The 21,716-nt window shown below is 70.1% G+C and carries 17 protein-coding genes and 1 pseudogene; 7 read left to right on the forward strand and 11 right to left on the reverse strand.

The genetic code is table 11. From position 1 onward, the window contains the following. Positions 1–103: 103 nt before the first annotated feature. The 3 genes from tgt to D7X99_RS37255 all read left to right on the forward strand — a co-directional run bounded on the left by tgt (position 104) and on the right by D7X99_RS37255 (position 3,499). Entirely contained in the window at positions 104–1,273 is a 1,170-nt protein-coding gene (gene tgt, locus D7X99_RS37245) for a tRNA guanosine(34) transglycosylase Tgt (RefSeq protein WP_120580612.1), read from the forward strand. Positions 1,274–1,382: 109 nt separating this feature from the next. Next, on the forward strand, positions 1,383–2,567 hold the full coding sequence (locus D7X99_RS37250; RefSeq protein WP_121781908.1) for a nuclease: 1,185 nt from the start codon (positions 1,383–1,385) through the stop codon (positions 2,565–2,567). A gap of 179 nt (positions 2,568–2,746) precedes the next feature. After that, positions 2,747–3,499, forward strand: coding sequence for a transglutaminase-like domain-containing protein (locus D7X99_RS37255; RefSeq protein WP_121781909.1), 753 nt, complete (start codon positions 2,747–2,749; stop codon positions 3,497–3,499). A 54-nt stretch (positions 3,500–3,553) separates the two neighbouring features. Here D7X99_RS37255 and D7X99_RS37260 read toward each other — a convergent pair whose 3' ends face one another. Next, complete coding sequence (locus D7X99_RS37260; protein ID WP_121781910.1) at positions 3,554–4,114, reverse strand: sugar O-acetyltransferase; 561 nt, start codon at positions 4,112–4,114, stop codon at positions 3,554–3,556. Between the two features lie 92 nt (positions 4,115–4,206). Here D7X99_RS37260 and D7X99_RS37265 point away from each other — a divergent pair, with 92 nt between their 5' ends. Further along, on the forward strand, positions 4,207–4,980 hold the full coding sequence (locus D7X99_RS37265) for an HAD family phosphatase (protein WP_121781911.1): 774 nt from the start codon (positions 4,207–4,209) through the stop codon (positions 4,978–4,980). Between the two features lie 97 nt (positions 4,981–5,077). On the opposite strand, the gene D7X99_RS44040 is transcribed toward D7X99_RS37265, so the two are convergent. The 5 genes from D7X99_RS44040 to D7X99_RS44580 all read right to left on the reverse strand — a co-directional run bounded on the left by D7X99_RS44040 (position 5,078) and on the right by D7X99_RS44580 (position 12,966). Then, positions 5,078–6,781, reverse strand: a complete 1,704-nt coding sequence (locus D7X99_RS44040; RefSeq protein WP_233614006.1) for an OmpA family protein — start codon at positions 6,779–6,781, stop codon at positions 5,078–5,080. 36 nt (positions 6,782–6,817) lie between these two features. Beyond that, positions 6,818–10,081 carry a kelch repeat-containing protein gene (locus tag D7X99_RS44045; RefSeq protein ID WP_171805465.1) on the reverse strand — a complete coding sequence of 1,088 codons (3,264 nt, stop codon included), beginning with the start codon at positions 10,079–10,081 and terminating at the stop codon, positions 6,818–6,820. A gap of 165 nt (positions 10,082–10,246) precedes the next feature. Then, entirely contained in the window at positions 10,247–10,972 is a 726-nt protein-coding gene (locus D7X99_RS37275) for a type VI immunity family protein (protein ID WP_158627132.1), read from the reverse strand. Positions 10,973–11,243: 271 nt separating this feature from the next. Continuing rightward, positions 11,244–11,762 (reverse strand): hypothetical protein, encoded by a 519-nt coding sequence (locus D7X99_RS37280; protein ID WP_158627133.1) that lies wholly within the window; start codon positions 11,760–11,762, stop codon positions 11,244–11,246. 196 nt (positions 11,763–11,958) lie between these two features. Further along, positions 11,959–12,966 (reverse strand): hypothetical protein, encoded by a 1,008-nt coding sequence (locus tag D7X99_RS44580; RefSeq protein ID WP_121781914.1) that lies wholly within the window; start codon positions 12,964–12,966, stop codon positions 11,959–11,961. A gap of 48 nt (positions 12,967–13,014) precedes the next feature. Between D7X99_RS44580 and D7X99_RS37290 the strand changes: the two genes are divergently transcribed. Beyond that, positions 13,015–13,866, forward strand: a complete 852-nt coding sequence (locus tag D7X99_RS37290) for a tRNA (5-methylaminomethyl-2-thiouridine)(34)-methyltransferase MnmD (RefSeq protein ID WP_121781915.1) — start codon at positions 13,015–13,017, stop codon at positions 13,864–13,866. On the opposite strand, the gene D7X99_RS37295 is transcribed toward D7X99_RS37290, so the two are convergent. Beyond that, positions 13,817–14,434 carry a DUF2378 family protein gene (locus D7X99_RS37295; RefSeq protein WP_121781916.1) on the reverse strand — a complete coding sequence of 206 codons (618 nt, stop codon included), beginning with the start codon at positions 14,432–14,434 and terminating at the stop codon, positions 13,817–13,819. The genes D7X99_RS37290 and D7X99_RS37295 overlap by 50 nt on opposite strands. Positions 14,435–14,513: 79 nt before the next feature. Then, entirely contained in the window at positions 14,514–15,515 is a 1,002-nt protein-coding gene (locus D7X99_RS37300) for a LysR family transcriptional regulator (protein ID WP_233614007.1), read from the reverse strand. 81 nt (positions 15,516–15,596) lie between these two features. Here D7X99_RS37300 and D7X99_RS37305 point away from each other — a divergent pair, with 81 nt between their 5' ends. Both D7X99_RS37305 and D7X99_RS37310 read left to right on the forward strand, forming a co-directional pair. Next, positions 15,597–16,490, forward strand: coding sequence for an NmrA family NAD(P)-binding protein (locus D7X99_RS37305; RefSeq protein WP_121781918.1), 894 nt, complete (start codon positions 15,597–15,599; stop codon positions 16,488–16,490). Between the two features lie 138 nt (positions 16,491–16,628). Beyond that, positions 16,629–19,397: a bifunctional acetate--CoA ligase family protein/GNAT family N-acetyltransferase gene (locus D7X99_RS37310; protein WP_121781919.1), complete on the forward strand. Its 2,769-nt coding sequence runs from the start codon at positions 16,629–16,631 to the stop codon at positions 19,395–19,397. A gap of 30 nt (positions 19,398–19,427) precedes the next feature. Here the strand turns inward: D7X99_RS37310 and D7X99_RS37315 are convergent, their stop codons facing one another. The 3 genes and pseudogenes from D7X99_RS37315 to D7X99_RS43000 form a co-directional block, all read right to left on the reverse strand. Beyond that, on the reverse strand, positions 19,428–20,243 hold the full coding sequence (locus D7X99_RS37315) for a hypothetical protein (RefSeq protein ID WP_233614008.1): 816 nt from the start codon (positions 20,241–20,243) through the stop codon (positions 19,428–19,430). A 17-nt stretch (positions 20,244–20,260) separates the two neighbouring features. After that, positions 20,261–21,094 (reverse strand): hypothetical protein, encoded by an 834-nt coding sequence (locus D7X99_RS37320; protein WP_147476380.1) that lies wholly within the window; start codon positions 21,092–21,094, stop codon positions 20,261–20,263. 60 nt (positions 21,095–21,154) lie between these two features. Continuing rightward, a pseudogene (locus D7X99_RS43000) lies at positions 21,155–21,716 on the reverse strand (hypothetical protein); the annotation flags it as partial.

The following is a 21,716-nucleotide window of genomic DNA, read 5'->3' on the forward strand; positions in this document are numbered from 1 at the left end:
CTCCCGAGGGCGGGGAGGGGCGAGACGGCCTCCAGGAGACCAGGCGGGCGTCCCCAGGAAGCGGGTGCCCCCGGGCGGGCAGGCTGGGTATAAGGCCCGTCCAATGGCCGTCCGCTTCGAACTCCTGAATACCGACCCCACCGGCGCCCGCACGGGCATCCTCCACACCCGCAAGGGGTCCTTCCCCACGCCGATGTTCATGCCGGTGGCCACCCACGCCGGCTTCCGCCACCTCGCCATGGAAGAGGTGAAGGAGACGGGGGCCAAGGTCCTCCTCGCCAACACCTACCACCTGATGCTCCGGCCCGGCCCGGAGGTGTTCGAGCGCTTCGGCGGCATCCACCCCTTCATGGGCTGGGACGGCGCCGTGCTGACGGACTCGGGCGGGTTCCAAATCTTCTCCCTGCCGGAGGACCGGCTCATCACGGAGAAGGGCGCGCACTTCCGCAGCTTCTACGACAACAGCCGCCGGCTCCTCAGCCCCGAGTCCAGCATCGCCATGCAGCAGGCGATCAACTCGGAGATCATGATGGTGCTGGACGTGTGCATCGACTCGCGCACGGACGAGGCCGGCACCCGCGAGGCCATGGAGCGCACCCACCGCTGGGCCGTGCGCAGCCTCGCCGCGAAGGAGTCGAAGCCCACGGGCCAGGCGCTGTTCGGCATCGTCCAGGGCGGCGTCCACCCGGCCTTGCGCGATGAGAGCGCCGCGTTCCTCACCCAGCTGCCCTTCGACGGGTTCGCCATCGGCGGTCTGGCCGTGGGCGAGACGAAGGTGGAGCGCGACACGATGACCGAGCGCGCCACCGCGTCCCTGCCGCAGGACAAGCCTCGCTACCTGATGGGCGTGGGCACGCCCACGGACCTGCTGGAGGCCGTGCTGCGCGGCGTGGACATGTTCGACTGCATCATCCCCACCAAGATGGCGCAGCAGGGCTACGCGTACACGTTCCAGGGGCTGGTGCGCATCACCCGCACCGTGTACCAGTTGGATGACGGGCCGCTCGACCCCGAGTGCGACTGCTACGTGTGCAAGCGCTACACGCGCGGCTACCTGCAGCACCTGATGCGCGGCAAGCACCACCTGGGCTCGCGCTTCCTGTCCGTGCACAACGTGCGGCACTACCAGCGGCTGATGGAGCGCGTGCGCGAGGGCATCCTGCGCAACGGCTACGCGCAGACGTACCGCGAATTGAAGGCAGCCATCGCCACGCCCAAGGACCTCAAGGACGAGGCCCTGGCCAGCGCCGCGACGCTGAAGGACGTGGGCTGAAGTCCGGGCGGGTGGCCCTCCGCCCGCCCTCCGGCCGGGTTGTGACGGGCCGCACGCGGGCGGCGGTGCGGCGGGACGTGGCGGGTTAGCCTGCGGTGCTACCTGCCGCATGGACCCGCGCGTCGCCACCCTCCTGAGTCACGTCCGCTCGAGCGCGGAGAACCGGCCCGGCGTGTACCGGTTCTTCGGTCCCGCCGGGGAGCTGCTCTACGTGGGCAAGTCCGTGCGGGTGCGCACGCGGCTCCTGTCGTACTTCCGCGCGGACGAGGGCGAGAAGGCCTGGGAGATCGTCGCCCAGGCGCACCAGGTGGAGTGGGAGTACACGGCCAGCGAATTCGCGGCGCTGCTCCATGAGTTCCGGCTGATCAAGAGCCACCGGCCCCTCTACAACGTGGAGCACAAGCGCGACCGCGCGCACTGCTTCCTCCAGCTCACGCGCGAGGCCGTGCCCCGGCTGCGCGTGGTGGGCCAGCCCGGCGGCGGCGGGCGCGCGGAGTACTTCGGGCCCTTCCACGGCCGGCACACCATGGCGGACGTGGTTCGCGCGGTGAACGACCTGCTGGAGCTGCGCGACTGCCCGTCCGAGACGCCCATGCGGCTGGCGGATCAGATCCAGCTCTTCCCCCTGAAGGACGACCCGCGGTGCATGCGCGGGCAGACGGCGCGGTGCCTGTCGCCGTGCGCGGGCGGGTGCACGACGGCGGAGTACCTGGCGCAGGTCGCGCTGGCTCGGGCGTTCCTCAACGGCGAGTCGGACCGGCCGCTGATCATCCTGCGCGAGCGCATGGCGATGGCGGCGCGGCGGCTCCAGTTCGAATACGCGGCGGAGCTGAGGGATCGCGCGGAGCGGCTGGAGAACGTGCAGGCGTGGATCGTCGAGCTGGGGCGCACGCTGCGGCGGCTGTCGCTGGTCTACACGGTGCGTGGGCACGGCGGGGAGGACCGCACGTATGTGCTGCGGCGGGGGCGGATCCGCGCGGAGGTGCCCACGCCCCGGACGCCGGAGGAGCAGGCTGCGCTGGACGCACGCGTGCGGGACATCTTCGACGTGCCGGAGCCAGAGGCGATTGGCCTCCGCGCTCAGGAGGCCCAGGAGGTGATGCTCGTCGCGAAGTGGTTCCGCCTGCACCCGGCGGAGCTGGATGCGACGGTGCCTGCCCCCGTGCGGGCCGGGAGCGATGAGCCCTTCGAGGAGGCCGCGGCGGCGCGGGCCGCGCTCGCTCGCACGCTGGAGCGCACCGTGGAGGGACCGGACGAACCGGAGCCTGACGTCGCCTCCGAGCCGGTGGGGTGATGACGCCGGACATCACCCCGCGCACGGCTGTCATCAGCGGCGCGGGCCTTCGTTGACGAGGACTGGCCCACGGGCCTTGGAAACACAGGGGTTTGGCGTTCACCCCAGGGAGCACGAGCGCTGGCACACGCCGTGCTCATGGGACAGGCATCCCCGCTGTTTCCACGAGGCCCTGTCCCATGGCGATCTCCTCTCTCTCTCGTCCGTCCTCCAGCCCGTGCGCGAAGGTGTCCCCCGAAGCCGCGCAGGCCCCGAGGAATGTCGTGGTGAAGGTCGTCAACGCCGACGGCTCTCCCGTGAAGACGGTGGACTCCGCGAAGCAGCCCCAGGAGTTCGCCAAGCTGCTGAAGGAGCTGGGTCTGACGAAGGAGTCCCTGCTGAAGGGCGAGGGCGCGAAGGCCCAGGGCCCGAAGCCCACCGGCTCGCAGAGCTTCCAGCAGAACTGGCAGCGAGACAGCTTCGAGCCTTCCAAGGCCCAGGCCCAGAAGCCCCAGCCCACTCCGGCCCCGACTCCCGCTCCCGCGCAGGGTGCGAAGGGCCCGTCCTCCGGCAAGAGCGCGGATCAGGTGGCCCAGGACATCGCGAAGGAGGCCACGTCCTGGAAGTACGACTACTCGGGCGGCAAGACGTGGGATGCCGCCATGAAGAACGCCAGCAACTTCGACGCGTCCAAGTCCGGCGTCTGCGTGGACATGGCCATCGAGGCCGAGCAGCGCTTCGAGCAGGCCGGCGTGGACGCGCGCGTCGTCTTCGGCAATACGGACCGGGGCGCCCACGCGTGGGTGGAGTTCAAGGACGACAAGGGCCAGTTCCAGGCCTTCGACCCCACCGCCGCGGCCTGCACCAAGAAGGCCGACGACGCCATCACCCCGTATGACGGCACCTCCTACAAGTACCAGGGCATCACCGAGACCCACCAGGCCGTGGGCTGAAGTCCTCCGCTTCAGTTCAAGTCTTGCTCGGTTCCGGGCCGCAATGACAGTGCGCTACCGGAGGTTCCGGATGACGCGACAGGGATTGCCGGCGGCGAAGACATACGGAGGAATGTCCCGCGTCACCACGCTGCCCGCGCCGATGGTGGTTCCCTCGCCGATGGTGACGCCCGGGCAGATGATGGAGCCGCCGCCAATCCACACCTTCGAACCGATGGTGATGGCGCGGCCCAGCTCCGGGCCCTTGATGCGCTCATCCGGGTCCAGGGGATGCGTGGCCGCGTACACCTGCACGCCCGGGCCGAAGGACACGTCGTCGCCAATCGTCACCGTGTTGCAGTCCAGGATGACGCACTGGAAGTTCATGAAGACGCGCTCGCCCAGCCGGATGTGCTCGCCGTAGTCGCAGAGGAATGGCGGTTCGATCCACGTTCCGGCGCCCACCTTGCCCAGCAACTCGGTGAGCAGGCTTTCACGCAGCGGCAGCTCGTCCTCGGTGGACTGGTTGTAGGCGCGCAGGAGCTTGCGGGCGCGGCCCCGCTCGGCCACCAGCTGCGGGTCGACGGCGCTGTACAGCTCGCCCGCGAGCATCTTCTCTTTCTCCGTTCGTGCCATGCCCGGAAGGGTACTCATCCATTGCCCGGATGGTGAACAGCCCGTGTGGTGGCGGGTGACACTGGACGGCCCGGACAGCGAGGATGCCAGCCATGAGGATTGAGCGGGTCGAGGAGACGCTGGAGCGCATCCGTCGCGAGGTGGAGCGGACGCCGGATGGCGTGCTGGCCTTCGATGGGGACGGCACGCTGTGGAGCGGGGACGTGGGGGATGACCTGTTCATGGCCCTGCTGGAGCACGGCGGCGTGCGCCCCGAGGCCCGCGTGGCGCTGGAGCAGCTGGGGGCCCTCCATGGCGTGGAGTCGCATCCGGACGCGGTGACGCTGGCGCACGCGCTGTTCAAGGCGTTCGAGGCCGGGCGGCTGCCGGAGAAGGACACCTACGAGATGATGGCGTGGATCTTCGCCGGCTGGCACGAGGAGGAGATGCGCGGCTTCGCCCTCGACGTGGTGGCAAGGCGAGGCGTTGCCGGCCGCGTCCATCCGGAGGCCCGCCGCGTGGTGGAGTGGGCGCGGGGGCAGGGCGTGGACTGCTACGTGGTCAGCGCATCGCCGCGCGCGGTGGTGGAGGCCGCGGTGCGCGAGGTGGGCATCACGCCTGACTTCGTGGTGGCGTGCACGCCGAAGGAAGAGGGCGGACGGCTGCTGACGTCTGTCTTCGAGCCCGTGCCCTACGGCCCCGGCAAGGTGAACAGCCTGCGGCTGAGGACGAACCGGCCGCTCTACGCAGCCTTCGGCGACAACGTGTTCGACCTGGAGCTGCTCGCGGCCTCCCGCGTCCCGGTGGCCATCCGGCCCAAGGCGCGGCTGCGCGACCGTGCGGCGGAGCTGCCCGCGCTGGTGCAGCTGCACCCCGAAGAGGCCTGACGCAAAACGGGCGTGGAGGAGGCCTCCACGCCCGTCTTGCTGAAACATCCATGCGCCGCTTCGTGGGTGACCACGAAGCGGCATCACGTTGACGCGGTCAGCTCCCCGTGACGGGGACGAACTCCACGCGGCGGTTCGCGCTGCGGCCTTCCGGCGTCTCGTTGGACACGCGCGGACGGTCGGGGCCGAAGCCCTTCGCCTCCAGCCGCGAGCCCGCGATGCCCTTCTGGATGAGGTATGCGCGCACGCGGCTCGCGCGCTGCTGGCTCAGCGTGCGGTTGGCCTCCTCCGGACCGCTGTTGTCCGTGTGGCCTTCAATCCGGACGTTCAGCTTCGGGTTCGCCTTCAGGTAGGCCGCGATGTCATCCAGCTGCCGCTGCTCGTTCTCCTGGAACTCCGACTGGTTCACCGGGAACTGGACGATGTGCTCCAGCGGCGACGTCGTCTCCGCGGGCTTCTCCTCGGGAGGCGGCTGGGGCTTGGGCTGTTCCTTCGCGGGGCAGCCACGCTCGGAAGCGGGGCCGGCCTCGTTCGGGCAGGCGTCGTCCTTATCCGGCACGCCGTCGCCATCCGTGTCCTTCACCGGGCAGCCACGCTCGGAGGCGGGACCGGCCTGGTTCGGACAGGCATCGTCCTTGTCCGGCACGCCGTCGCCATCCGAGTCCTTCACCGGGCAGCCACGCTCGGACGCGGGGCCGGCCTCGTTCGGGCATTGGTCCTCGCGGTCCACCACGCCGTCGCCGTCCGTGTCCTTGTCCGGGCAGCCGTTGTTCTCCACGGAGCCGGCCTCCAGCGGGCAGCGGTCGTCCTTGTTGGCCACGCCGTCGCCGTCGTCGTCCTCGTTCGGGCACTGCTCCGGCGTGTGGCTGCGGCCGGTGCGGCACCGGTCCACGGGCTCGGGCTCGTTCGCGTACGCGATGCCCGCGGCCAGCCGGAACGACGGCGTGCCCGGGATGTCCGTGAAGCCGTGCCCGCCAATCGCGAACGCCTCGAAGCCCGCGCCCACCGGCAGCCGCACGCCGCCCAACAACTCCAGCGCCAGGTCCGACTCCACGAGCGACTCGGCGGCCTGGAGCGCGATTTCGGCGCGCAGCCCCTTGCCGCGCGTGGCCACCACCACGCCCTGCTCCAGCTCCGTGCCCACGTCGCGGCCCGGCTCGACCTCCTTGGAGCGGATCCGGATGCCCGCGTTGGCACCCAGCACCACGGGGCCCACCTCGCGGCTGATGGAAACGCGGGGCGCGAACTGGAACCCGGCCCAGCCCGCCTGACGGCCGAACGCGTCCGCCGTGCCTCCCGGCAGCCCGATGTCCAAGCCCAGGCCCAGGAACACCGGCGCGCCTTCCTCGCGCCGCAGCAGCTCGTAGCGCACGCCCAGCTCCGGCGTGCCCAGGCCGAACGAGTCCGGCTCGCTCACGCCCACCAGCTGCTCCGCGCCGTGACCGCCCTGCGCGATGATGACGGGCAGCTTCGCGGAGAACTCCAACCGGTCCACCGGCGACCACGCGCCGGCCAGCCAGCCCGCGGTGCGGTAGTGGAGGATGGAGCGCTCCAGTCCGTCACTGCCCTGGAGCAGGAGGATGCCGCGCTCGTAGTTGACCATGAGGAGCAGGCGGTAGCCGCCCTCGGGGAGCACGCGGCCGGTGTCCACCAGCATCGAGTCCGTCGCCGCGGGCGTGAAGCGCAGGCGCTCCAGGTCCAGCGGGACGAGCGGGCTCGTGGTGGTCTGCCCGAACGCGGCGGGGGTGACGGCGGTGGCCAGCAGCGCGGCCAGCGCCCAGCTCTGAGCCTTCGTACGCAAGGGGAGGTCCATTCGAGAAAAGAGGGAGCGCATGTCTCAGTTCCCCCGGGCCGGGTTCTGACGGCGACGCGACGAGCCCCAGGCCGCCAGGGCGGCGAGGAGCGCCAGCGCGGACGTGGTGCCACCGGTGCTGTTGCAGCCACCGCCAGCGATCTCCACGACCTGCGCCTGGACCCGGACCTGGAACGTGCACTGCGCGGTGTTGCCCGCCGCATCCGTGGCGGTGACGGTGACCTGCGTGGCTCCCGCCGGGAACTCACTGCCCGACGCGGGCGAGGACGTCACGGTCGGATTGGCCGTCACCGCGTCCGTGGCCGTGGGTGTGAACGTCACCTGCGTGTTCGGCGCCACGGTGATGTCCGCGGGGCAGGTGAGGGTGGGCGCCGTGGTGTCCTGTACCGTCACCTGGAAAGTACAGGTGAGGCCGGTGGAGGTCGCGGTGACCGTCGTGGTGCCAATCGGGAACAGCGCGCCCGACGGCTGCGAGTAGCTCACCGGGAGTCCTCCCGCCGGCTCCAGCACGGCGGGGTCGTAGGTCACCAGCGCGCCGTCCGGATCCGTCGCCTCCACGGTGAGGTTCGTGGGGCAGGTGAGGGTGGGGGGGACCGTGTCCTCCGTCACGTTGAGGGTCACGGTCGCGATGTTGCTGTCGTCGGCGCAGTCACGGACCCGGTAGGTGAAGCTGTCCGTGCCCACGAAGCCGGGGTTGGGGGTGTACTCGAGCGTCCCCTGCGCGCTGGTGCCGAGCGTGCCGTGCTGCGGCTGGGTGACCGCGGTCCAGCTCAACACCTGGCCGGGGTCCGGATCCGTGCCGGCCAGGGCGATCGCCGTGACAGTGTCCTTCGGTACGACGACCGTCTGGTCCGCCGCCGTCGGAGGACGGTTGGCGACGACGGTCACCATCCGCCCGCCAGAGATGGCGTTGGCGAAGACAGTCAGCCCGTAGGTGCCCACCGGCACGTCCGCGGGGACGGTCACCGTCGCGCGCGTGGCCGAGGTGTTGCTGGAGGAAAGCGTCCAGAGACGCCCGCCCTCCGCGGCGCGGAACCGCACCAGGGGGAAGTCGGTGGAGGAGTCCGCGTAGTTGCCGCTGCTGCCGCCGGAGATGCCCCGGAACAGCATGCCCTCCAGGACGGTGGGGCAGGCCGCGACGAGGGTCACCGGATTCGTCACCGTGGGCCGCCACGCGGGCTGGGCGCCGTTCTCGTTGAAGAGCTCCGCGTCGGGCGCGCCCACGCCTCCCACGAGGAGGGCCTCGCCTGAAGGCAGGGCGGTGGAGATCAGCCCTCCGCGCGTGGTGGGGTCCGCGACGGTCGTGAAGATGCGCAGCTGAGGATCGAAGATCTCCGCGGTGTCGACGTACGCGCCCAGGTCGGTCAGGCCGCCCGCGATCAGGACCTTGCCGGAGGGCAGCAGTGTGGCGGTGTGGTGATAGCGCGACTGCGAGAGCGAGCCCACCGGAGTCCAGGTGTTCGTGGCGGGGTCGTACAGCTCCGCGGACGTGAGGTACGTGAGGCCCACGAGTCCTCCCGCCGCCAGCACCTGGCCCGAGGGCAGCAGCGTCAGCGTCAGCTCGTCCCGGATACCATTGAGGTTCGCCGCGGGGGCCCAGGTGTTCGTGGCGGGGTCGTACAGCTCCGCCGAAGCCGTCTCCACGCCGGTGTTGTCATGGCCGCCAGCGACGAGCACCCTGCCGTCGTGGAGCAGCACCGCGCCATGGCTTGCACGCGCGACAGTGGGAGGCGCCGCCGCGCTCCAGGTGTTGGCGTCGGGCGAGTAGATCTCCGCGGAGGCGAGCACCGCGGCGTTGCGCTGGCCACCGGACACGAACACCCGGCCATCCGGAAGGAGCGTGGCGGAGTGGAGGTGCCTCGTGCCGAGGAGGTCGGCGGTGGGCAGCCAGGTTCCGGTGGTGGAGTCGTAGCGTTGGGCGGAGGCCGTCGAGACGCCCGCGTTGCGGCCACCGGCGACCAGCACCTGGCCGGAGCGCAGGACGGTCGCGGTCGCGCGCTCGCGGGGCACGGCGAGCGCGGGCGCGGCGCTCCAGCTGTTGCTCGCGCGGTCATACACCTCCACCGTCGCCGAGGAACTGACGCCACGGCCTCCCGCGACGAGCACCTGGCCGCCAGGCAGCAGCGCCACCACGGGATCCGTCCGGGGCGTGCCCATGGCGCCGGCCGGGGACCACTGGCTCGCGGCGGGGTCGTAGACCTCCGTCTGCGCGAAGAACGTCGTGCCGGGGAGCTGGGCGAACCCGCCGGTGACGAACACCTTGCCCGAGGGCAGCAGCGTCGCGGTGTGGTTCTCGCGGGCGATGTTCATCGTGCCCGCGGCGGTCCAGGTGCCGGTGGCGGGGTCGTAGATCTCCGATTCGATCTGCGCCACCCTGGAAGTGTTGGAACCGCCGGTGACGAGGACGCGGCCATTGGGCAGCAACGTGGCCATGTGGCTGGCGCGCGGGAACGCGAGGCTGCCGGTCGCGGTCCAGGTGTTGGCGGCCGGGTCGTAGAGCTCCGACTGGGCCGTGACACCGCTCGCGGCGGTACCACCCGCGAGGAGCACGCGGCCGTCGGGAAGCAGGGTGCTGGTGGAGTAGTGGCGGGCCACCAGCGGGGGCGCGGCGGCGGACCAGGTGCCGGTGGCCGGATCGTAGAGGTCGGCGCCGGGCACCTCGCCGCTTCCGCTGAATCCGCTCACCGCGAGCACCCGCCCGTCACGCAGCCGCGTCGACATGTGCGCGCTGCGGCCCGCGGTCATGGCGCCCGTGGCGGTGAAGGTGTTGGTCGCGGGGTCGTAGAGTTCCGCGGTCGTGAGCCGGACGCCGCCACCGCCGGTGCCGCCCGCGATCAGGACCTGTCCCGTGGCCAGCAGCGTGGCCGTGGCGAAGCTGCGGGTCGTGGACATGTTGCCCGTGGGGGCCCAGGTGTTGGCGACGGGATCATAGAGGCGTCCCCCCTGCGAGCCATCGGTCAGCACCAGCACCCGGCCCGTGGGTAGGAGCACGGCCAGGGTGACGTTGCCCGTGAGGCTGGTGGGGCCCGCGGAGGCCCAGGTGCTGGTGGCGGGATCGTAGGTCTCCGCCGTGCCCACGAATCCGGACGAGTTGACGCCGTTGACGACGAGCAGTTTCCCGTTGGGGAGCAGGACGGCCGCGTGTTGCCCGCGTGCCGTCGCCATGGACGGGGTGGCGTACCAGGCCGGTGCCGTCGCGAGACGGGCGTGCGTGGTGCGGATGCCCTCGGATGCAGCCGGGCGCTCGTTCCCGCCGCAGGAAAGAAGGCCCAGGCTCGCGGCGAACAACAGGAGCCTGCTCCAGACAGCGCGTTGTGACCGCATCGATGAAACCCCGATCCGCGAGGGCTGGCGCGACCACGACCGTCGGCCTGCCGCTCGACGTGAACACTCCGGGTTGCGGATTATCAGTGCGCCGGGTGCTGGGGCAATGCGTGAAAAAATCCGGCGCGGTCATCCGCCGCGTGGGTCGTAGATTTTCTCGGGAGGGACCTCCAGGAAGCGGCGCCACCAGAGACGGGCCTCCTCGTCGGTGTAGCCGTCCCAGGTGTTGACGTGGGGGAAGGGCAGGAGCCAGGGCTCCAGGAACCGGGCCAGTTCGCGATACGCCGGCAGTGTCTCACCCCACTTCGTATTCCCCGCGAGCGGCACGGGGCCCAGGCCGATCAAGGCACGGCCTCCGGTGAGCTCCTGGACGGAGGTATCCGGGTGACTCAGGTGCGAGAGGAGCGCCTGGATGCCGCCAACGGTTTCGAGGAGGGGAGGGCCCAGGAAGTTCATCCAGTGGATGCCGTCAACTCCTTCTCCCATGCCCCACGTACTCTCCCGTGGAACATCCCAGCCAGGATGCTGGATTAATTGATCCCTCAGGAGGGGAAGGAGTTTCGACCTCCCACGGGTGAACGAGAGCGACAGTCCCGCATGGCCCGTGCTGAAGGGAAGGAGCTCCGCCAGCGACTGCGCCAGGTCGCGCGCCTTTTCAGGTCCCTGCTCCTCCAGGTACTGCATGGGGACCTTCACGCTCAGAACGCTGTACTCAGAAGAGGGTTCTCGCCAGGGAAGCCGTGAGCGGAAGCTGAATTCGTAGCCACTGGGATCCGACTCTCCGCCAATGAGATGAACCCATGTGTCGAAGCCCCGCTTGGTCAGCGTGCGGAACCAGATGGAGTCTTGCTCCATGTCATTCAAGGGCTCAAAACGAGGCTTCGCGACATGGCGCCGCGCTTCCTCCCAGAACTCAGGTGTGAGTGGGAAGGCCGCCTCACTGATGTCGGGGTCATAACCCGTGGTCAGTTTCTCAGGCGCATGCCCAATGGCGTTGAGAAACAGGTCCAGTGACTGTCTCGCGTATGGGGCAAGTGGTCCGTGGTCATGCGGTAGATAGAACACGATGCGCAGGACGAGTTGGACCCGGGGGAGGGTCGTGGCGAAGTGTTCAGAGAGCGTGTAGCTACTCACGGATGATCCCGAACTGAGGTGTGATGATGGCGGGATTGCATTGCCCATCAAGGCTTGCATACCGAGTCATCTGATCCCTTGTTTCTGGAACCGAAAGTGGATCGCTCTTCCGGTCCTTCAGGCATGGAAATTTGAAGTCGAAGACGCATTGGGCCTGATCTGGACGGCCTGAAGCGTGAAGGACGACGTCAGGCTTCATGATGTCCTGTTGTCCCCCCTTGCCCGTGCGGATCACATATCTCGGCTCGATCGAAACGTTGTTGGGGAAGTGCCGGAGGATTTCGCGCTGCACACATGCGAAGGCGACGTCATGCTTCAACCTTCCAAGTTCGGCCTGCCGTCGGATGGGATCGCCGTTCTTGTCATAGCCGACCACGCGCAAGCACTCCTTGTCGTCCGGGTATTTCCCCTGGCCGTACTCACGCTCATTGACGATGAAGTCCGCATCCTTCGCGCACTCCACCAACAGGTGCTCGATGCGGGCCACGTCCGCCGCCTCCAGGAGCTTCATCGTAGCGCTCGCTGTGGCCGCTGCCCTCACGGCCTTGTCCATCCAAGGCAGGAACGCCTCATCCCCCGGCTGCGTGTAACAGGTGGGATTGCGCAGACATGCACTGGTCGCGGAGTCGGATGTCTGCGCGTACTGCCTTGGACCCGAAGCGCAAGACAAGCAGAGCAGGGCCACCAGTCCGCCCAGAAGGCGCCCATCAATCATCGTCTTCACCCACGTCGTGCGCCGCCGCGTTGAACAAGCCGAAGCCCCCGGCCTCCTCACTGGAGATGTCTGCCCGGCGCAGGGCAGGGGAGTGCTGCGTCTGTCCCACCGCCATCCACCGTGGCGCGGCCAGCAGCACGCCGTCCTTCGGCAGCTCCGGCAGCAGGTGCTCCAAATCCCCGAGGATGAACTCCGCGTGCCCCACATCCTCCGGCTCAGGCATCCCCACCGGCGGATGCCACGGCCCTCCGTCCAGGTGCCCGAAGGGGAAGCTCCCCGTGCCGCTCGCGCCCCCGTACCCCCCTTCCAGCAACCGCCTTGTCCGCTCCGCGCCCCCCGTCACCGCCGGCAGGCACACACGCGTCAGCCAGTCCCAGGTCGCCGTGCCCTGCTCCACGGGCCAGTCCAGCTCCACCGCGTCGTCGGCCTTCGCCAGCAGCGCATCGATGTACGCACACGCCGCTCGTGGCCCCAGCACGCCACCCCGGCGCGCCTCCTCCACCGCCGAGGCCCACAGCTCCTCGCGGTAGTAGTGCGCGAAGTAGAACCCCGGCTCGTCCCACTCAGGCCGCACGCCCCGGGGCAGCTTCGCCAGCACCAGTCCGCTCGACAGGTACGCGGGCCCCGTGGCCCGGGGGTGGAACTGGCTGAAGGCCAGCCGGAACACCCGCACCGCCAGCCCCGCCTCCTCCGTCGCCTCCAGCCCGTCCGGACATCCCGCGCGCAGGTGGAAGTCGTCGAAGCGCAGGAACACGTCCACCGCCATGCCCACCGCGTTCTGACACAGCGACTCCAGGCACGCCGCCAGCGGATGCCCCGCGTCCACGGAGGCTTCCATCGACGCTTCCACCGACGCCTCCCACGCCGCCGCCAGCACCCTGCGCGTTCCCGCCTCCACCCGCAGCGACAGCCGCACCCGGCCGCCCTCGAACGGAGCCTCCCCGTGCCGGACGTCCTCCCCGTGAAGCGCGCCCCGATGTTCCTGCCCTGGAGTCGTCATGCTAGGCACCCATCCTTTCCCACACATCCCCTCCAGGCCAGGAGCCCCATGTCCGAGCCCTCCCATCCGCGCGACGGCGACTTCGAGCTCGTCACCCTTCGCAACGGCCACCGCGCCGTGCGCCACCTGGGCCATGGCGAGGTCATGCACCCCGCGGTGGGCCCGTGGCAGGAGGCCCTGCGCCTCTACGTCGACCAGCCCGGCATCGCTGACCGCCTGCGCCAGCCCGGCCCGCCGCTCGTCATCCACGACGTGGGCCTGGGCGCCGCCACCAACGCCGTCGCCGCGCTCACCCGCGCCCGCGAACTGGGCCCGGACCGCGCCCGCGACCTGCACATCGTCAGCTTCGAGGTGGACCTGGCCCCGCTGCGGCTCGCGCTCGCGGACGCGGAGGGCTTCCCCTTCCTCCAGCCGTTCCGCGAAGCCGCCGAGAGCCTCATGAAACACGGCACCTGGTCCGAGCCCGGCATCCAGTGGGCCCTCAAGCTGGGGGACGCGGTGCCCTTCCTGGAGCCGGACGCGGGGCTGCCCCCGGCGGACCTCGTCTTCTTCGATCCGTTCTCACCCGCGTCCAACCCGGACATGTGGACCGAAGCCGTCCTCGCCCGGGTGCGCCGGCACTGCCGGGAAGACGGAGAGGGCGCCCTGCTGATGACCTACAGCGCGGCCACGCCCACCCGCGTCACGCTGCTGCTCGCGGGGTTCTACGTGGGCGCCGGCGTGTCCACCGGCGCCAAGGGGGAGACCACCGTGGCCTCGACCCGCTACGAAACACTGGCCGCCCCGCTGGGGACCCGGTGGCTGGAGCGCTGGGAGCGCTCGTCCTCCCGGGCCCCGCACGGGGGCACCCTCACGCCTGAGGTCGAGCGTCGCCTCCGGACCCATCCCCAGTGGCGCTGAGCGCCCCTTCCGCGGAGGCCTCGCTCCAGCGCAGGTGGAACGTCGCCGCCGTGCCGTCGAACTCCTCCGGCAGCGCCACCACCCGCCAGCCCCCGCACAGCGCCACCGCGCGCGCCAGAAGCCCCGCCGCGAACGTCGGCTGATCCGCCAGCACGTCGTTCATCCAGAGCTCTAGCGACGTCGCGCCGCGCTCCACGATTTTGATTTCACTGAAGTTGTTGCCGGCGCGAAAGCCCAGGTCCGCCCGCAGCAGCATCCGCCGGGGACCGGCCAGCCGGCCCACGCCCAGCAGCGCACGGCCAAAGAAGGTGCCGAAGTAGGCGTCCATGAAGCGCTCGCCCAGGGAGTAGTACGCGGCCTCCGCCGGCACGCCGCCGTAGACGTGCCCGGCCGCGATGCGCAGGAACTCCCGCCACTGCTCCAGCGAGTAGGAGCGCTCCAGCTTTTTGTCGAGGTCCAGCCCCGCCCGCTTCAGGTGCTCGCGGCACGCCGGCGTCAGGCGGTTCTCCAGCGCGCGGACGAAGAGCGCGTCGACGGTCTGGGCGAAGACAAGCTTCTCAGGATTCATGGGGAGCACCCTACACGAAGCCCCCCATGCGATGCTCCCCCACCTGTGTACTGACGTTCAGTGTCGCGTCCCACGAGTGTCAGGAAGCTGGCGCGCGCCGCACCCTTCGTGAAGTCCGGGTGTTTTCAGACCCTACGTTGACGGACCGCGCCACCAATCCGCGGAGCCACTGGTGCGCGGGGTCGCCGTCGAAGCGCTCGTGCCAGACCTGGAGGATGTCGAAGGGGCGCAAGGGGATGGGCGGGGGGAAGACCTGGAGTTCGTACGCGTCGCGGAACGCGGCGATGAGGCGGCGGGGCGCGGTGAGGACGTGGTCCGAGCGCGACACCGCCAGCGGTGCGATGAGGAAGTAGGGCACGCGCACGGCGATGCGGCGCGGGGGCAGGCCGCGCTGGGCCAGGGCCAGGTCCACCGCGCCCACGCCGTCGCCCTTCGGGCTGATGAGGATGTGGGACAGCCTCAGGTAGGTGTCCAGGTCCAGCGTGCGGCGCACGGTGGGGTGGTCCTTGCGCACCACGCAGACGAAGTCCTCGGTGAGGAGCTTCTGCTGGCGCAGGCCCGGCCCGGACGGCACGGGCGCGACGATGATGGCCAGGTCCACCTCGCCCGTCTCCAGCTGGCCGGCGAAGGTGTTGCTGTCCACGTGCAGCACGGACAGGTCCACACCGGGGGCCTCGCGGCCCAGGAGCTCCAGCGCGCCCGGCAGCAGCACCGACCCGAAGAAGTCGCGCGTGGCCACGGTGAAGCGGCGGGTCGCGGTGGCGGGATCGAACGCGGGCTCGTCGCGCAGGGCCCGCCGCAGCTCCGCCAGCCCCCGCTTGAGCGGCGCGGCCAGCTGCTGCGCGCGAGGTGTCAGCACCATGCCGCCCCGGCCGCGGATGAGCAGCGCGTCGCCCAGCAACTCCCGCAGCTGCGCGAGCGCATGGCTCATCGCGGACTGGGTGAGGCCCACGCGCGCGGCGGCGCGGGTGACGTGCGCCTCCTTCAGCAGCGCGTCCAGCGTCACCATCAGGTTGAGGTTGATGCCGGAGAGGTCGACCTCCGCGGGGGAGGGCGCTGGGGTTTCATGAGCGCGGCGCATGGGCGCATGCATAGCATGCAGTGGCCTCATGAGGGGCGTGGGAGCACTGTTGCGCCATCTCGCTGTCGCTGGAGGCACCCCATGTCCATCGTCATCAACACCCCGAATGGCAACATCGGCCGTCCCCTCGTGGAGAAGCTGCTGAAGGCGGGCCGGAAGGTCACGATCATCTCCCGCACGCCGGAGAAGGTGGCGGACCTGGTGAAGCAGGGCGCGAAGGTGGTGCAGGGCTCCATCGACGAGCAGGCCACTCTGGACGCGGCGCTCGTGGGCGCGGAGGCGCTGTTCTGGCTGTCGCCGCCCGCCATCCGCCCGGACTTCCAGGACTGGGCGAAGGCCAACGGCAAGCTGGCCGCGGAGCGCGTGAAGGCGCACGGCGTGAAGCGCGTGGTGATCCTCTCCAGCGTCGGCGCGCAGAGCGGTCCGGGCACGGGGCCGGTGTCCGTGCTGAAGCCCATTGAAGAGGCCTTCCAGGCGGCGGCCCCCAACGTCGTCAGCCTGCGCGCGGGCTTCTTCATGGAGAACCTGCTGCGCGACGTGCACGGCCTGGCGAAGGCCGGCGCGCTCTTCAGCGCGAGCCCGGAGACGAAGGCCTTCCCCATGGTCGCCACCGCGGACATCGCGGCCAAGGCCGCCGAGGTGCTCCTGGACACGTCGTGGACGGGCCACCGCTATGTGGGCGTCCACGGGCCCAAGGACCTCACCTATCCGGAGGTCGCCAGCATCCTCACCCAGGTGCTGGGCCAGCCCGTGAAGTACGTGCGGGTGGGGCTGGAAGACCTGCGCAACGGCATGACGGGCGCGGGCATGCCCGCTTTCGCGGCGGACACCTTCGTGGAGATGTACGGCGCCATCCAGGACGGGCGCATGGACCCGGCCGAGCCCCGCTCGAAGGAGACCACCACGCCCACCACGCTGGCGGAGTTCGCCAGCACCGTGCTCAAGCCGGTGGTGGAGCAGGCGCGCGCGTCGTGACGGCGTCCGCCCGTTCGCTCGCATAAGGAACAGGACAGGGCAACGTCCGCTGCCCCGTCCCCTCCCTCACAACTGGTGCACGATGGAGGCCGGCCGGAGATTGCTCCGGTACGGCCACCCACCGAATACGAGCGCACCATGGACGAGCAACGCCCCGCCACGCCCCCGGCCCGGACGGACCCTTCCATCGACCTGCTCCACCAGCGGACCCGTCAGCCGCTGGAGGTCATCTTCTCCCCCCGCAGCGTCGCGGTGGTGGGGGCGAGCGAGCGCCCCGGCAGCGTGGGCCGCACCGTCCTCTGGAACCTCATCAGCAGCCCGTTCGGCGGCACCGTCTACCCGGTGAACCCGCAGCGCCCCAACGTGCTCGGCATCAAGGCGTGGCCTTCGCTGCGCGCGCTGCCGGAAGCCGTGGACCTGGCCGTCATCGTCACGCCCGCGAAGTCCGTGCCGGCCATCATCCGCGAGTGCGCGGAGGTCGGCGTCAAGGGCGCCATCATCATCTCCGCGGGCTTCAAGGAGACGGGCCCGGAGGGCGCGAAGCTGGAGCAGGAGGTGCTTCAAATCGCGCAGGCCGCGAACCTGCGCATCATCGGCCCCAACTGCCTGGGCGTGATGCGCCCCACGAGCGGCTTCAACGCCACCTTCGCCAAGGGCATGGCCCGCCCCGGCAACGTGGCCTTCATCAGCCAGTCCGGCGCGCTGCTCACCTCCATCCTCGACTGGAGCCTGCGCGAGGCCGTGGGCTTCAGCGCCTTCGTCTCCGTGGGCTCCATGCTGGACGTGGGCTGGGGAGACCTCATCGACTTCCTCGCGGATGATCCGATGACGCGCTCCATCCTGCTGTACATGGAGTCCATCGGCGACGCGCGCGCCTTCCTGTCCGCCGCGCGCGAGGTGGCCCTCACCAAGCCCATCATCGTCATCAAGGCCGGCCGCACCGCGCAGGCCGCGCAGGCCGCCGCGTCCCACACCGGCACGCTCGCCGGCAGCGACGAGGTGCTCTCCGCCGCCTTCCGCCGCGCGGGCGTGCTGCGCGTGGACTCCATCGAGGACCTGTTCCACATGGCGGAGGTGCTGGCCCGCCAGCCCCGGCCCTCTGGCCGCAGGCTCACGCTGCTCACCAACGCGGGCGGCCCCGCGGTGCTCGCCACGGACGCGCTCGTGTCCGGCGGCGGCGAGCTGGCCGTGCTGTCCGACGAAACCAAGAAGCAGCTGGACGGCTTCCTGCCGCCGCCATGGAGCCACGCCAACCCGGTGGACATCCTGGGAGACGCGGACGCGGAGCGCTACGCGAAGGCGCTGGAGACCACCGGCGCGGACCCCAACAGCGACGGCCTGCTCGTCATCCTCACCCCGCAGGACATGACGGAGCCCACCAAGACGGCGGACCGTCTCAAGGGCTACGCGAAGCTGCCCGGCAAGCCCGTGCTCGCCAGCTGGATGGGCGGTTCGGAGGTCGCCGCCGGCGAGCGCATCCTCAACGACGCGGGCATCCCGACCTTCGGCTACCCGGACACCGCGGCCCGCGTCTTCAACTACATGTGGCGCTACTCGGACAACATCGCCGGGCTCTATGAGACGCCCACGCTGGCGGAGGAGCCCACCGGCGGAGCCCGCGACGTGGCACGCGCCCTGGTGGACGAGGCCCGCGCCTCCGGCCGCACCCTCCTGTCCGAATACGAATCCAAGCGCCTGCTGGCCGCCTACGGCATCCCCACCGTGGAGACGTGGCTCGCCACGTCCGAGGACGAGGCGGTGGAGAAGGCCCGCACGCTGGGCTTCCCCGTGGTGCTCAAGCTGAACTCGCTCACGGTGACGCACAAGACGGACGTGGGCGGCGTGCGGTTGGACCTGCGCGACGAGGCGCGGGTGCGGGATGCCTGGCGCGCCATCCGCGACGCGCTCGTGGAGCGGGGCCTCCAGGACGCGTTCCAGGGCGTCACCGTGCAGCCCATGGCGAAGCTGGACGGCTACGAGCTGATTCTGGGCAGCAGCCTGGACGCGCAGTTCGGGCCGGTGCTGCTCTTCGGCGCGGGCGGTACGTTGGTGGAGGTGATGCAGGACCGGGCCCTGGGCCTGCCGCCCCTCACCACCACGCTGGCGCGACGGATGATGGAGCGCACGCGCATCCACCACGCGCTCAAGGGCGTGCGCGGCCGGGCCCCCGTGGACATGGGCGCGCTGGAGCGGCTGATGGTGCGCTTCAGCCAGCTGGTGGTGGAGCAGCCGCTCATCCGCGAGCTGGACATCAACCCGCTGCTCGTCTCCGGCGAGCGCATCATCGCGCTGGACGCGCGCGTGGTGCTGCACCCGCCGGACGTCGCGGCCGCGTCGCTGCCGAAGCTCGCCATCGAACCGTACCCGCACCAGTACGCGAAGCTGCTCACGCTGAAGAACGGCGAGCAGCTGCTCGTGCGCCCCATCCGCCCGGAGGACGAGCCCGCCATGGGCCGCTTCCATCAGGCCCTCTCCGAGCAGACCGTGTTCATGCGCTACGCGGGCCTGATGAAGCTCAGCCAGCGCGTGGCCCATGAGCGCCTGGCGCGCATCTGCTTCAACGACTACGCGCGTGAGATGGCGCTCGTCGCCGAGCGGCCGTCGCCGGACGGGAAGGGCGGGGGAGAGATCCTCGCGGTGGGCCGGCTCACGCGCCTGCGCGGCACGAAGGACGCGGAGTTCGCCATCACCGTCAGCGACCCCGCCCAGCGGCTGGGCCTGGGCACGGAGTTGCTGCGGCGGCTGGTGGATATTGGAAGAGACTGGGGCCTGCGCCGCATCGTCGCGGACATCCTCACGCGCAACCGCGGCATGCAGGCCGTCAGCAAGAAGCTGGGGTTCACCCTCGTGGAACACGAGGAGTTGGCCCCGGACATGGTCAAAGCCGTGAAGGTACTCAACGGCTGACCGTGCCCGGGGCTCCCCGGTGCTACGGGACTACACGTCGTCGCAGGGCGTGCCCAGCCGCGCGCCCGTGTAGACGCCCAGCTCGTTGTAGATGAAGGGCAGGTTCTCACCCACCGGCACCGCGCGCAGCTTCTGGCGCTTGCTCTTCACCACCCAGAACGACGGCTCCTCGCGGTCCACCACGAGGCGCAGGTCGCCGCCCTGCGTGGAGAAGATTTCTCCCTGCGAGTCGGTGACGACGTTGAGCATCTTCTGCTGCTTCACCTGGCCGCGCTGGCCCGTGAAGATGCGGAAGCTCTTGTTGTCCGAGCCGATGCCGCGCTCGACCAGGTAGTACACGCCCTTGTCGTCGCGCAGCAGCGCGTACGGCTGGAACTTCACCGGGCTGGGCTGGTACGTGGCCTTGCGCAAGAGCTCCTTGGCCTCTGCCGCCGGCACCGGCTGCTGCGGCAGGTTCTTCTCCCCGCAGCGCAGCGCGCACGTCTTGAAGTCTTCGCTCAGCTTCAAGTCGGAGACGACCCGGTAGTCCGTGCCGCGGAAGTTGTCGTTGGCCTTGGGGTTGAAGAAGCGGGGCTCGAAGAAGGCGCCGTCCGTGTCGGACGGGTAGCCCACGGGCACCACCTGCGTGAACGTCTTGCCGTCCCCGTAGAACAGGTCGCCATCGTGCTCGGGCGTCTGGGGCAGGAGGACGGTGTAGTGGCCCTTGCCGTCCGCGCAGACCTTCGCGGACTCCAGCACCATGCGCTCCTTCAGCTTCTGCTCCTTGCCCCAGGGGGGATCCAGCGCCAGCGCGGCTTGCGGGGCCAGGACGAGCCCCAGGGCGATGACCATGCGTCGAAGAGTCATGTCAGTGGGCTTTCGTTCTAGAGGGTGTCGGTGAAGTAGGAGGTGGTCTTGTCCGACTGGATCGTCTCATCGGAGGACACGGTCCAGATGACCTTCTGGGCCTCCAGCTTCAACGCGGCCTTCGCGTCCATGCGGCACTCCACCGTCTGGAGCTTCTGCTGCACGGTGCGCTTCGCCTCGTCGGAGCGCTCGCACAGCTTCTGGAGCGACTCCAGCGGGCTCGCGCAGTAGCTGCCGAAGGACATCTTGTCGAGGTTCTCGTTGGTGATGGAGTCCCAGGCCACGGTGGACGTCAGCTTCGAGCCGCACGCCTTGTTGGTCGCCGCCAGGGCCTCGGACAGCTGCGTCTCCGCCTGGTTCGTCCAGAACTTGCGGTCGAACGCGAGCAGGCCCTGATACTTCTTGTCGCCTTCCAGGTCCTGGTAGCGCTCGAAGACCTTCTCCACCTTCAGCGCGCCCGTCTTGCCCGTGTCCGGCTTCAGGTGCGTGTAGCCCGTGTGGTTCACGCCGCTGAAGACCAGGTCCTCGTAGCCGCCCCGATCATGCACGGTGACGAAGCGCTGCTTGTGGCCGCGCCACATCGTCCAGTACTCCACGGCGCGCCGCTGCTGCGTGTCCACCCCCGCGACCAGCACCTGGCCGTCCAGCTCGCTCTTGGTGCCTTCGAACGCGACCAGCGCCTTCTTCGCGTCTCCGGGCTCCAGCGCGATGAGGGTGATCTTCTCGCCGGCCTCGTTGGAATACACCTTGCCGGTGGTGGGCTTCGTCCCCGCCACCTCGCTGTCGGGCCGCACGCCCCGGGAACACCCCAGGGACAGCGCCACGACCCCCACTGCCAGTAGCACTCTCACGACGACTCCTTGGATTGCGGGCGCGCCCCCGCTCTGGAGTTTCCGCGCGCCCGGACGACCCTACAGGTCGATATCGTACTGCGAACAGTATTGTCGGACCCTTGGACGTTCCGTTGCCGGTACGCGGGTCCATTGCGCCCGCGAGTTCGCCAGGTCGTGCTGCTGGCAGTACACGCGGGTGAGCAGCGAGAACGACAGGCCGGTGATCTTCGTGCGCTGGCTGCGCCGGATGTGACGCAGCGCCTCCGCCGTGTTCGATGCGTCCAGTGCCTTCTGCGCCGCCGCCAGGTCCTCGCGCACGCTGTCCGGCATGGACTCGGGGGCGACGCGAGGCTTCGGCTTTGCGTTCACCGTGGGCTGCGTGGAGTTCTCCGGTTCCGTCGGCTGCGGCTCCGGATCCACGGGCTTGTTCACGTCCTCCGGCGGCGCCACGACCACGGCGGGCGGGGTGACGGGCTCCGTGGGCTGGGGCCGCGGCTGGACCGGGGGCGACGGGGGATTCACCACCCCGACGGCGGGCGCCGTCACGCCCGGGCGCTTCCAGAAGAAGGCGACGGCGAACGCGATGATGACCGCCATCCCCACGGCCACGGCCACCGGCCACTTCGGGCGGGCGGGGGCC

This window comes from Corallococcus sp. AB032C (assembly GCF_003668935.1).
Lineage (GTDB): Bacteria > Myxococcota > Myxococcia > Myxococcales > Myxococcaceae > Corallococcus > Corallococcus exiguus.